Source organism: Noviherbaspirillum sp. (genome assembly GCF_035654295.1).
In the GTDB taxonomy this organism is placed as follows: Bacteria; Pseudomonadota; Gammaproteobacteria; order Burkholderiales; family Burkholderiaceae_D; genus Noviherbaspirillum.
Genome location: NZ_DASRXF010000183.1, coordinates 1 through 11,339 on the forward strand (window position 1 = coordinate 1; position 11,339 = coordinate 11,339).

General features: G+C 63.6%; 11 protein-coding genes. 10 read left to right on the forward strand and 1 reads right to left on the reverse strand.

Annotated elements, in window-relative coordinates:
* The 6 genes from VFF99_RS17370 to VFF99_RS17395 all read left to right on the forward strand — a co-directional run.
* On the forward strand, positions 1 to 1,534 hold a 1,534-nt coding region (locus tag VFF99_RS17370), incomplete at its 5' end, for a DUF4214 domain-containing protein (RefSeq protein ID WP_325020122.1).
* A 33-nt stretch (positions 1,535 to 1,567) separates the two neighbouring features.
* A complete protein-coding gene (locus VFF99_RS17375) occupies positions 1,568 to 2,314 on the forward strand; it encodes a pseudouridine synthase (protein ID WP_325020123.1) in 747 nt (248 codons plus the stop codon).
* Between the two features lie 183 nt (positions 2,315 to 2,497).
* Positions 2,498 to 3,262 (forward strand): DUF3348 domain-containing protein, encoded by a 765-nt coding sequence (locus VFF99_RS17380; protein WP_325020125.1) that lies wholly within the window; start codon positions 2,498 to 2,500, stop codon positions 3,260 to 3,262.
* On the forward strand, positions 3,259 to 5,424 hold the full coding sequence (locus tag VFF99_RS17385) for a DUF802 domain-containing protein (RefSeq protein ID WP_325020127.1): 2,166 nt from the start codon (positions 3,259 to 3,261) through the stop codon (positions 5,422 to 5,424). The genes VFF99_RS17380 and VFF99_RS17385 overlap by 4 nt, the downstream gene beginning before the upstream one ends.
* Positions 5,424 to 6,059 carry an OmpA family protein gene (locus tag VFF99_RS17390; RefSeq protein WP_325020129.1) on the forward strand — a complete coding sequence of 212 codons (636 nt, stop codon included), beginning with the start codon at positions 5,424 to 5,426 and terminating at the stop codon, positions 6,057 to 6,059. The genes VFF99_RS17385 and VFF99_RS17390 overlap by 1 nt, the downstream gene beginning before the upstream one ends.
* Positions 6,056 to 6,760 (forward strand): DUF2894 domain-containing protein, encoded by a 705-nt coding sequence (locus VFF99_RS17395; protein ID WP_325020131.1) that lies wholly within the window; start codon positions 6,056 to 6,058, stop codon positions 6,758 to 6,760. The genes VFF99_RS17390 and VFF99_RS17395 overlap by 4 nt, the downstream gene beginning before the upstream one ends.
* Before the next feature lie 13 nt (positions 6,761 to 6,773).
* Here VFF99_RS17395 and VFF99_RS17400 read toward each other — a convergent pair whose 3' ends face one another.
* On the reverse strand, positions 6,774 to 7,403 hold the full coding sequence (locus VFF99_RS17400) for a LysE family translocator (protein ID WP_325020139.1): 630 nt from the start codon (positions 7,401 to 7,403) through the stop codon (positions 6,774 to 6,776).
* 261 nt (positions 7,404 to 7,664) lie between these two features.
* On the opposite strand from VFF99_RS17400, the gene VFF99_RS17405 reads away from it, so the two are divergent.
* The 4 genes from VFF99_RS17405 to VFF99_RS17420 all read left to right on the forward strand — a co-directional run.
* The gene (locus VFF99_RS17405) at positions 7,665 to 9,113 is read left to right on the forward strand and encodes an NAD-dependent succinate-semialdehyde dehydrogenase (protein ID WP_325020133.1); all 1,449 of its coding nucleotides are present in this window, start codon (positions 7,665 to 7,667) and stop codon (positions 9,111 to 9,113) included.
* 13 nt (positions 9,114 to 9,126) lie between these two features.
* The gene (locus VFF99_RS17410) at positions 9,127 to 10,281 is read left to right on the forward strand and encodes an iron-containing alcohol dehydrogenase (RefSeq protein WP_325020135.1); all 1,155 of its coding nucleotides are present in this window, start codon (positions 9,127 to 9,129) and stop codon (positions 10,279 to 10,281) included.
* 81 nt (positions 10,282 to 10,362) lie between these two features.
* On the forward strand, positions 10,363 to 11,133 hold the full coding sequence (locus tag VFF99_RS17415) for an ABC transporter ATP-binding protein (RefSeq protein ID WP_325020137.1): 771 nt from the start codon (positions 10,363 to 10,365) through the stop codon (positions 11,131 to 11,133).
* Positions 11,133 to 11,339: ATP-binding cassette domain-containing protein (locus VFF99_RS17420; protein WP_325020115.1), on the forward strand; the 207-nt coding region annotated here is incomplete at its 3' end. The genes VFF99_RS17415 and VFF99_RS17420, both read left to right, overlap by 1 nt.

Below are 11,339 nucleotides of genomic sequence, written 5' to 3' on the forward strand. Positions count from 1 at the left end.
GATCGGCCAGAGCTTTTACGACGCGGCGATCCAGTATTCGGCATTGACCGGCTATTCGGCGTCCATGACGAACAGCGACTTCGTCAGGATCGTGTACAAGAATGTCCTGGGCAGGGAAACGCCGGACCAGGACGGTCTGGACTACTGGTCGTCGAGTCTGGCCAGCGGCAGGGAAACGCGCGGCACGCTGATCAAGTCGATGCTCGCTTCCGCGCACACGTTCAAGGGCAATGCGACTTACGGTTGGGTGGCGGATCTTCTCGATAACAAGGTCAAGCTGGCCAACCTGTTCGCCGTGCAGCAGGGCTTGAACTACAACACCCCGGAAGATTCCATCTCCAGGACCATGGCGCTGGTCGCCGCCGTCTCGGCCACCGATGCGACCGCCGCAGTCAGGGCCATGGGCACGGTGGACTGGAATTTCCGCCAGGTCGACACATTGGCCAGCGCCCCGATTCCGGTCGAACGCTCATCCTACGAGAACAAGATCAAATCCGGGGAATCGCTCGGCCCGCAATACTGGCCGCCCGAACTCTACGTCGGCCCGGCCCTTGCCTATGCGGATTTCTTCCAGGATGGCAGTTACGGAATGGTCGCCAACACCGTCAAGTACATCCACGACAACTGGTCGCAAACAAGCTTCGGCGAGATCCGGTTCTACAAGAAGGTCGACGGGCAGTGGGTCGACCGCACCTCCGCCTTGCTGGACGACACCAACGGCTGCCTTCATCCGCGCAAGGCCATCGTCGCCGATTTCAACGCCGATAGAAAACCGGACGTCTTCCTTGCCTGCCACGGCTATGACCGTCCGCCGTTCCCCGGCGAACGGCAGCACGTGCTGCTCAGCCAGCCCGACGGCAAGTACAAGAACGTCACCCTGCCGATGCTCTGCTACTGCCACGCCGCGGCCGCCGTCGACTTCAGCGGGCAGGGATATGCCGATATCCTCGTCACGGACAACATGATCGCCGGGATACCTTACTTCCTGGTGAACAACAAGGACGGCACCTTCACGCAGGACAAGACGCGCCTGCCGTCGACGCTCCGCAACAAGGCCATTTATTCAATCGAATTCCTCGACTTCGACAATCAAGGGAAATACGACATCTGGCTCGCCGGGACGGAACCGGGTGCCTCGGCCGACCGTCAGGTGAAGGAATGGGAAATCGCCCCGGCCATTCTGCGCAACGACGGGCGCAACAACTACCTCGCTTCGCAGCCAATATCGCTCCCCACGAACAAGAGTTTTGGCATCCCGCTCGATATCGTCTACAAAAACGGCAAGATGTACATCTCCCGGACGAATGACGACGGCGGCGAGTACGGCCTGAATTACTACACGGCGGCCGCAATCCAGGTGATCGACTACAAGACCATGCTCGACTCCACGCCCTATACGCATACGGCCGACTACGCCAACGGCGAGGGCTGGATCGACTGGATCATGTCGTACAGGGGGAAAGTCGTCGGCATGAACGCGGTGTACGATCTTGCATTGCCGTGGCGGGACGCGACGCCGGCGCAGCGTCGATAGCCGTCCGGCCGGCTTGATTTCCAGATGCTACCGATGCAAAACCCGCTCACCGAGATCTACCGCGACCAGTGGCTGCTGGTTGTGCACAAGCCTGCCGGCTTGCTGGTGCACCGCAGCCCGATAGACGCGCACGAAACCGAGTTCGCAGTGCAGTATGCGCGGGCGATGAATGGCGGCGGGCATGTGTATCCGTTGCACCGGCTGGACCGACCCACCTCCGGATTGCTGGTCTTCGCCCGGGATCCGCACACCGCGGGCACGCTGGGCAAGGCGATGATGGCCGGCGAGGTCAGCAAGACCTACGTCGCGATGGTGCGGGGCTGGACGCCGGAGCAGGGCGTCATCGATCATCCCCTGCGCGACGAGCCGGAAGACAAGCGGCGCAAGGACGAGCCGCAGGCTGCACGCGAGGCACGCACCCGATACCGCCGCCTTGCGACCACCGAAATCCCCGTGGCGATCGAGGGACATGCCACCAGCCGCTACAGCCTCGTCGCGCTCTATCCCGAAACGGGGCGCAAGCACCAACTGCGGCGGCACATGAAACATATCAGCCACCCGATCATCGGCGACGCCAACCACGGACGCGGGCGGCACAACCGCTATTTCGCGCAACGATTCGGACAAGGCCGGCTGATGCTCGCCGCCACCGGTATCGCCTTCCCGCACCCGGCCACCGGCGTGCGCCTGCAGTTGCATGCAGAGCCGGAAGCCAGCTTCCTGCAAGTGCTGTCCATCTTCGGCGACGAACTGCCGCAGGGCTTCTGCCAGCGGCTTTGACTCTCCGGCACGGTGTCTCATTTGAGTTCGCTACATCACCACGCTATAATTGCCGGTTTTTGTGTGCCATGAGATGATCGCCGGAAGTGGCTCAAATTCGCTAGAGCAGGACCAAAACGAGTGTTCATGCGGATAGCGGCGTGAACGACCCCCTGCCTTTTTCGACTTTGATTGCACCCGCCTATGACGCGAGCGTTACCGCGTACGAATTTCCACAGCTCGAAACTGATCCGTTGTCTCGCTGACCTGTCCCTGGTGGAGTCCCTCGATCCGGGAGAGGCATTTGCGGAGCAGCTGGGCGCGTGGGTTCACTTCGCCGATGCGATCACCTTGTCGGCGGTGCATGCCGACGGCATGGCAAACTTTCCAAAAATGCAGCCCGGGGCGCAAGCCGCCGCGTTGACAGGTGCCAGTGACGAATTCGGGCGCATCCAGGCCTTCCTGATCAATTCGATCACAAAGAGCTGTTCGTCCAACCCGGGCAGGACGCACATCAAGCTACCCGCTCCGGAACCCGAGCTGCCCGCGAATGCCGCCTCGGCCTACGCGCCGTACCGCCGGTTCTATGAAGCGCATCAACGCGACATGGAGCTCAGCATCCAGCCCCTGAGAGTCAATGTCCGGGACGCGCTTGCAAAGGCATCGCCCAGGCTGCGGAAGCTCGCCGAACTGGACGTGGCGCTCGAAAAGATCCTGCGCGACCGCGAGAACAAACTGCTCTCGAAGGTGCCGGTGCTTCTCAAGAAGCGTTTTGAACACTTGTTCAAGGAACATCAGCGAAAGCTCATCGAGACACAGCAGGCAGACAATCCCGCCGCCTGGATGAAGGCAGGCGGCTGGCTGGCACGCTTTTGCAGCGACATGCAAATGCTGCTGCTGGCCGAAGTGGAGCTTCGCCTGCAGCCGACGATGGGACTCATCGAAGCATTCAGACAAGAAACGCAATGAATAAACATCTATTTACCGCCGCGTTCATCCTCGGCCTCGTCGCGATCATCTGGGTAGGCGTCGGCTTCATCGACTCCAGCTTCCTGGCCACGCTCATGACGGCCGTCATCGGCGGCGTCTATGTGTTCGGCGCGCACGAACTGCGCCAGTTCCGCCAGGCGACCTCCACATTGAGCTCCGCATTGGCCGCCATCCCCGATAACCTGCCGGACCTCGGCGACTGGCTGGGCAAGATCCACCTCTCGCTGCAGAATGCGGTGCGCCTGCGCATCGAGGGCGACCGGGCCGCCTTGCCCGGGCCCGCGCTCACGCCCTACCTGGTCGGGCTTTTGGTCATGCTGGGCATGCTCGGCACCTTCCTGGGCATGGTCGTCACCCTGAAAGGCGCCGTCTTTGCACTGGAAAAAACGACCGACCTGCAGGCGATGCGCTCCGCGCTGTCGGTACCGGTGGCCGGCCTGGGGCTCGCATTCGGCACATCGGTTGCGGGCGTTGCCGCCTCGGCGATGCTGGGCCTGATGTCGGCGTTCAGCCGCCGCGAGCGCTTGCAGGCATCGCAACTCCTCGATACCCGGATCGCCACCGTGCTGCGCCGCTTTTCGCTCGCGTACCAGCGCCAGGAAACCTTCAAGGCGCTGCAGCAGCAGTCCCAGGCCCTGCCGCAGGTGGTGGACAAACTGCAGGCCATGATGACGCAGATGGAAGGCATGAACCAGCAGTTGAACCAGCGGCTGCTGGGCAACCAGGAATCCTTCCATAGCAACATGAAGACGGTGTACACCGACCTGGCGCAGGCCGTGGACAAGTCGCTGCGCGAGAGCCTCGTCAACAGCGCACAGGCTGCCGGCGACAGTATCAAGCCGGTGCTAGAAGCCGCGATGAACGGCATCGCCCGCGACGCGGCTGCGATGCATGAACGCGTCGCCGGCACGGTGCAGGTGCAGCTCGACGGACTATCCGCGCGCTTCAGCGACGCCACCGCCGGCGCAGCCGCGTCGTGGGCGGCGGCCCTGAAAAACCATGAACAGGCGAGTGCCGGCATTGCCGCGGACATGGGCCGCTCGCTCGAGGCCTTCAACACCTCGTTCGATCAGCGCGCCGGCAACCTCGCAGCCAAGCTTGGCGAGACTTACGCCAGCCTGCAGGCAGGGCAGGAAGAACGCGACCGGCAGCGCCAGCAGGCGTGGACGCAGTCGCTGGAAGCCATGGCGGCGTCGCTCACCCGCGAGCTCCAGCAATCCGGCGCGCAAACACTTTCACAGCAACAGCAGATCTGCGACACGCTGGTCCGCACCGCACAGGACATCTCGGCGCAGGCGCAGGCCAGCAACAGCAATGTGCTGGCCGAGACCACCCGTCTCGTGACAACCGCGGAAGAATTGATGCGCTCCCGTATCGCCACCGAAGCGCAATGGATCGAGCAGCATCGCGAGCGCATGGAGCAGCTGGCCACGATGCTGCGCGCCGAGCTCGGCGCGCTCAAGGAGGACGAAGCCGCGCGCGGCAATGCGGCCGTCGAGCGGCTGAGCGAATTGCAAGCGGCGCTGGCGAGCCATCTCACCACCCTGGGCACCGCGCTGGAAACACCGATCACACGCCTGATCGAGACAGCCTCGGAAGCCCCGCGCGCTGCCGCCGAGGTTATCGGCCAGCTGCGCCAGCAGATCTCCGGCAGCGTGGCGCGCGACAACGAATTGCTCGAGGAGCGCAGCCGCATCATGGAAACGCTCAATGGCTTGCTCGACGCGATCAACCATGCCTCCGCCGAACAGCGCTCCGTGATCGACGCGATGGTGGCATCCTCCGCCGCGGCGCTCAATAGCACCGCGAGCGCATTCACCGAAAATGTGACTGCCGAAGCCGGCAAGCTGACCGACATCGCGGCGCAGGTCACCAGCAGCGCGGTCGACGTCGCCAGCCTGAGCGAATCCTTCGGCGTTGCGGTGCAGGCCTTCAATGAAGCCAATGACAAACTGATCGCCAGCCTGCAGCGCATTGAAGGCGCGATGGACAAGTCCATGTCCCGCAGCGATGAGCAGCTTGCGTACTACGTGGCCCAGGCGCGGGAAATCATCGACCTGAGCATGTCTTCGCAACGCGAAATCGTCGAAGAGCTGCGCGCGCTGCCGGCGCAGGCCAAGCTTGTTGAAGAGGCCAGGTAATGGAAGACACTGACGCAGGCGTCGACCACGCCGCGCCGGTCTGGCCGGTATTTGGCGACCTCATGTCCAGCCTGCTCGGCGCCTTCGTGCTGGTGCTGGTGGCGGTGGTGGCGGTCCAGATGGAACTGACCTCGACGCTGCAGGACGAAGTAAAGAAGCGCCAGCTCGAAGAACAGCGCCGCATGAGCCTGGAAAAGGCGCTGGCGGTTCCGCTGGCGTCGGGGCGCATTACTTTAAATGGCGGCCGTATCGGCATCAGCGGCCAGGTCCTGTTCGCACTCAATTCGGACGAATTGCAGCCGGAAGGCAGGCAACTGTTGAAGAGCCTCGTCACGCCGCTGCAGGCCTACCTGTCGGCGCGCAATGAACTGCTGATGGTGAGCGGCTTCACCGACGACCGGCCGATCCGCGGCGGCCCCTTCGCGGACAACTGGGAGCTGTCGGCGCAGCGCGCCTTGACCGTGACCCGCACCCTGATCGAGGAAGGCATGCCCTCGTCGATGGTCTTTGCGGCGGCCTTCGGTTCCGAACAGCCGGTGAAGCCGAATACCGACGACGCCGCCCGCGCGCAAAACCGGCGGGTGGAAATGGCGCCCGTGCCGAAATCCTCCAATGCCGGAAATTCCGCTTCATGAATGCGCGAGTCGACGGCACTCCGGATGTCGACGCGCTGCTCGCTTCCCTGCTAGCGGAAGGCGCGCGGCGCTTCGATCCTGTGCGCTGGCACTACATCGAGGTGCTGGCAAAACGCGCGGCGGAGCACCAGGGCAGCGTCAGGCGCCTGCTCGATGACCGGCTGGCGCAAGTGCTGGCGTCATTCAAGGAGCGCTTCGACCTGGCGCGGGTTGAAGCCAGGGAAATTCTCGACCGCGGCGCGCAGCAATACCCGCATGCGGCTAGCGAACTGCAGAGGCATTTCGCCGCCGGAGATTTCAAGGCGCTGCAGGCGCTCGCCGCCACCTTGCAGGCAGACGAGCAGCACGCCCCCCTGCGCGCGCTGGTGCGCCAGCTCGAGCAGCACGCGGCGGACAGCACCCAGGCCGCCATCGCACCGCGTCCCGAACTGAAGACGATCCGGAATTTCAGGAACACCTGGGCAAAGCTGAGCGTCGACAAACAGGTCGCGCAGGCACTCGGCCAAGCCCCAAAAAACGCCGGGCCGATCAATTCCCACGCGCTGGTGCTGCGTTCATTGGCCTTGATGCGCGATATCGCGCCCGATTACCTCAGCCGCTTCATGTCTTACGCCGACACCTTGCTCTGCCTGGACCAGTCCGAGAGAGACAAGCCGGCCCCGCCAAAAAAAACGCCGGCATCGAAGCCGGCGAAAAAATAAGGACGGCGGCGCGTCAGTTGCGTGCGCCCGCCATCAGCGCGGCAAAGCCGATGAATGCACCGCCCGTCAGCCGGTTGAACGCCTTCAGCACCGGAGCGCGGCGCAGATAGGCCGCGAGCCGGTGGCCGCTGCCGGCATACACCAGGTACCAGCCGATCTCGATGACGGAGAAGGTCGCCAGCAGAATCGCGAACTGCGGCAGTTGCGGCAATTCCGGGCGGATGAACTGGGGGAAGAATGCTGCCGCAAAGAGAATGGCCTTGGGATTGCTGGCAGCAACAAGCAATCCTTCGCGATAAAGGCTGCCTGCTTTCCTTGCCGGTTCTTCCGCCGCGGACGCCGGCTGCAAACCGTCGTGCACCGGCGACCGCCAGCTCTTGATGCCGAGATACGCAAGATAGGCCGCTCCCGCCCAGCGCAAGGCATCGAACACCGAGGGAAACGCCTGCAGCAGCGCACCCAGCCCCGCCGCCGACAGGCTCATCATCGCCAGCAAGGCGGTCATGCAGCCGCACATGGTGGCTAGCGCGGCGCGAAAACCGAAACGCGCGCTATGGCTCATCACCAGGATCATGTTCGGTCCCGGCGTCGCCGAGACCACAAAGGTCATCATGACAAACAGCCACCAGGTTTGCGCGCTCATTCCTTGATTACTCCTGCAATCGGTTGTGCCGGACGCATGGTGCGCCCGGAGAAAGGACAAGAGCATAGCAGAGCCGGCAGGCGCATGAGGGCGGCCGCTTTTTTCATTCAGCTGCAAGCCCATTCCCGCATTTTCGAACCAATAAAGCGAACGACCGTGCTGGAGAAAAATCTTGACGGATAAAAAAACAATTTTTAACATGTCCTATACACAGAACAGTGTTCCGTATGCGGAACGCGCAAACCAAAAAAGCGAGACGACATGTTCCTGCGCAATCCGGGTCTGCTTAAAAATCGTTCCTACGTCGACGGCAAGTGGATAGTTGCCGACCTCGGCGTCACCTTTCCCGTCCACGACCCCGCCGCCGGCGAGCTGCTGGCCCACGTGGCATCCCTCGGCGCGGCCGAAACCGCCCGCGCCATCGACGCCGCCGAACGCGCACAGCGCGAATGGCAGAAGAAGCCCGCAAAGGAGCGCGCCGGCTTGCTGCGCGCCTGGTTCAACGCCATGCTGGCCAACATCGACGATCTGGCCACGCTGATGACGGCGGAGCAGGGCAAGCCGCTGGCCGAAGCGCGGGGCGAAATCCAGTACGCGGCTTCGTTCGTGGAATGGTTCGCGGAAGAGGGCAAGCGTGTCGATGGCGACGTGGCGCCGCATCCGCAGTCGGACAAGCGCATCGTGGTGCTCAAGCAGCCGGTCGGCGTGTGCGCCGCGATCACACCCTGGAACTTCCCGGCCGCGATGATCACCCGCAAGGTCGCGCCGGCACTTGCCGCAGGCTGCTCGATCATCGTCAAACCCGCCGAGCAGACCCCGCTGTCGGCGCTTGCACTCGCCGCCCTGGCGGAACAGGTGGGCATTCCCGGAGGCGTATTCCAGGTGCTCACCGGCGACGCGCGTGAAATCGGCGGCGTGCTTACCGCGAGTCCGGTCGTGCGCAAACTGTCGTTCACCGGTTCCACCGAGGTGGGCCGCATCCTGATGGCGCAATGCGCTCCCACCATCAAGCGTCTTTCACTGGAACTCGGCGGCAATGCGCCGTTCATCGTGTTTGCCGACGCAGACCTTGATGCTGCCGCCGACGGGGCGGTCGCGGCCAAGTATCGCAACAGCGGCCAGACCTGCGTCTGCGCAAACCGATTCATTGTCCACGACAGCGTCTACGACGCGTTCGTCCAAAAGATGTCCGAGCGCGTGGCCGCGCTCAAGGTCGGCAACGGTTTCGAAGCGGATGTCGTCCAAGGCCCCCTGATCGACGATGCCGCACTCGAAAAAGTCGTCACCCTGGTCAACGACGCCCGGGAGCGCGGCGCCCGCGTCGTTACCGGCGGCCAGCGCCATGCGCTTGGCGGCACCTTCTTCCAGCCCACCGTTCTTGCCGACGTCACGCCGGACATGCGCGTGGCGCAGGAAGAAATCTTCGGCCCTGTCGCACCAGTCCTGCGCTTCAAGGACGATAACGAAGCCATCGCCATGGCCAACGACACCGAATCCGGTCTGGCTGCCTATTTCTATACCCGCGACATCACGCGCGCATGGCGAGTGGCGGAAGCACTTGAGTACGGCATGGTCGGCCTGAACACCGGCCTCATCTCGAACGAAGTCGCACCGTTCGGCGGTGTCAAGCAGTCCGGGTTCGGCCGCGAAGGCTCGCGCTACGGCATCGATGAGTACCTCGAGATCAAATACCTTTGCGTGCAGGTTTAAGGAGGAGACAAACATGAACCCGTTCGAATTCCGGACCGTGCCCAGCATCGTCGTCGAATATGGCGCGGCCGCGCGCCTGGGCGCGATCCTGCGCGAGCGTTTTGCGCAGAAGCGCCTGTGCCTCGTCACCGATGGCTTCCTGCACAAGAGCGGCATCCTGACCCCGGCCCTGCTCAGCCTGCATGAAGCGGGCTGGAACGTCACCGTCATCGACGACGTGGTCGCCGATCCGCCGGAAGACGTCGTGCTTGCTGCCGCCGGCCGCGCGCGCGAAGCCGAGGTCGACATCGTGCTCGGCCTGGGGGGCGGTTCCTCCATGGACGTCGCGAAGCTGATTGCCGCGCTCGCCGGTTCCGACCAGCCGCTGTCATCGATGTACGGCGTCGGCAATGTCACCGGCCCGCGCCTGCCGCTGGTCCAGATGCCCACCACGGCCGGCACCGGTTCGGAAGTCACGCCGATCTCGATCGTCACCACCGGCGCCACCACCAAGGCCGGGGTCGTATCGCCCAACCTGTATGCGGACCTGACGATCCTCGATGCGGAACTGACCGTCGGCCTGCCGCCGAAAGTGACCGCGGCGACCGGCATCGACGCCATCGTCCATGCCATCGAAGCCTATACCAGCCGCCATCGCAAGAACCCGCTGTCCGACATGCTGGCGCGCGAAGCGCTGCGGTTGCTGTCTCTCAACCTGATGCCTGCGTTCGAAAAAGGCAGCGACCGCGCCGCACGCGAAGGCATGCTGCTGGGCGCGATGCTCGCCGGACAAGCGTTCGCCAATGCGCCGGTTGCGGCCGTGCATGCGCTTGCCTATCCGATCGGCGGTATCTTCCACGTCCCGCACGGCTTGTCCAATTCACTCGTGCTGCCGCACGTACTGCGCTTCAACGCCCCCATGGCCGCGACCCTCTACGCCGAACTGGCGGAGATCGCCGTGCCGGGGTGTACCGGCAGCGCCGAAGCCAAGACCGCGCTGCTGATCCAGCACATGGAACTGCTGGCTCAACGCACCGGGATCGAAACCCGACTGCGCGAGGTCGGCATCACGCAGGCGGATCTTCCGCGGCTCGCCGCCGACGCCATGCTGCAGACGCGCCTGCTGGTGAACAACCCGCGCGAAATGACCGAACAGGACGCGCTGGCCATCTATACCGCGGCGTACTGAGCGCACCAGCAGCTCATCGATAACAGCAGCCGACAGACTGAGGGCGAAGCTTTGCCCGATAACCAGCAACAAGGAGACACAATGACGGATGCGATTCTCGAGACGCGCCGCCTGACCAAAGAGTTCAAGGGGTTCACGGCCGTCAACGACGTCAATCTCAAGGTACAGCGCGGCCATATCCACGCACTGATCGGCCCCAACGGCGCCGGCAAGACGACGTGCTTCAACCTGCTGACCAAGTTTCTCGTCCCGACATCGGGCCAGATCCTGTTCAACGGGCGCGACATCACCATGGCCGCCCCGGCGCAGATCGCCCGGCAGGGGATCATCCGGTCCTTCCAGATATCCGCGGTCTTCCCGCACCTGACGGTGCTGGAAAACGTGCGCATCGGCCTGCAACGCACGCTCGGCACCTCCTTCCACTTCTGGAAGAGCGAAATCACGCTGCGCAGCCTGAACGACCGCGCGATGCAATTGCTGGCTGAAGTCGACCTGGAGAAGTTCGCGGACACGACCACGGTGGACCTGCCGTACGGACGCAAGCGTGCGCTGGAAATCGCCACCACGCTGGCGATGGAACCGGAATTGATGCTACTGGATGAGCCCACCCAGGGCATGGGCCACGAAGACGTGCACCGCGTCACCGAACTGATCAAGAAAGTCTCCGCGGGCCGCACCATCCTGATGGTCGAGCACAACATGAGCGTGGTCTCGGGCATCTGCGACAAGATTTCGGTCTTGCAGCGCGGGGCAGTCCTTGCCGAAGGAAGTTATCAGGAAGTATCCGGCAATCCCCAGGTGATGGAAGCCTACATGGGCACCACCTCGGGCGCACTGGAAGGAGCGCATTGATGGCAACCGCGGCACTCGAAATCAAAAACCTCAAGGCCTGGTACGGCGAGTCGCACATCCTGCATGACGTCAACCTGGAAGTGAAACCCGGCGAAGTGGTGACGCTGCTGGGCCGCAACGGCGCCGGCCGCACCACGACGCTGCGCGCGATCATGGGCCTGACCGGCACGCGCAGCGGCTCGATCAAGGTCAATGGCGTGGAGTCG

What these genes read in the sequence shown, in the direction of transcription:
- VFF99_RS17385 (WP_325020127.1), top strand. Translation starts at nt 3,259, where the DNA reads ATGAATAAACATCTATTTACCGCCGCGTTCATCCTCGGCCTCGTCGCG.
- VFF99_RS17390 (WP_325020129.1), top strand. Translation starts at nt 5,424, where the DNA reads ATGGAAGACACTGACGCAGGCGTCGACCACGCCGCGCCGGTCTGGCCG.
- VFF99_RS17405 (WP_325020133.1), top strand. Translation starts at nt 7,665, where the DNA reads ATGTTCCTGCGCAATCCGGGTCTGCTTAAAAATCGTTCCTACGTCGAC.
- VFF99_RS17400 (WP_325020139.1), bottom strand. Translation starts at nt 7,403, where the DNA reads ATGAGCGCGCAAACCTGGTGGCTGTTTGTCATGATGACCTTTGTGGTC.
- VFF99_RS17375 (WP_325020123.1), top strand. Translation starts at nt 1,568, where the DNA reads ATGCAAAACCCGCTCACCGAGATCTACCGCGACCAGTGGCTGCTGGTT.
- VFF99_RS17380 (WP_325020125.1), top strand. Translation starts at nt 2,498, where the DNA reads ATGACGCGAGCGTTACCGCGTACGAATTTCCACAGCTCGAAACTGATC.
- VFF99_RS17395 (WP_325020131.1), top strand. Translation starts at nt 6,056, where the DNA reads ATGAATGCGCGAGTCGACGGCACTCCGGATGTCGACGCGCTGCTCGCT.
- VFF99_RS17415 (WP_325020137.1), top strand. Translation starts at nt 10,363, where the DNA reads ATGACGGATGCGATTCTCGAGACGCGCCGCCTGACCAAAGAGTTCAAG.
- VFF99_RS17410 (WP_325020135.1), top strand. Translation starts at nt 9,127, where the DNA reads ATGAACCCGTTCGAATTCCGGACCGTGCCCAGCATCGTCGTCGAATAT.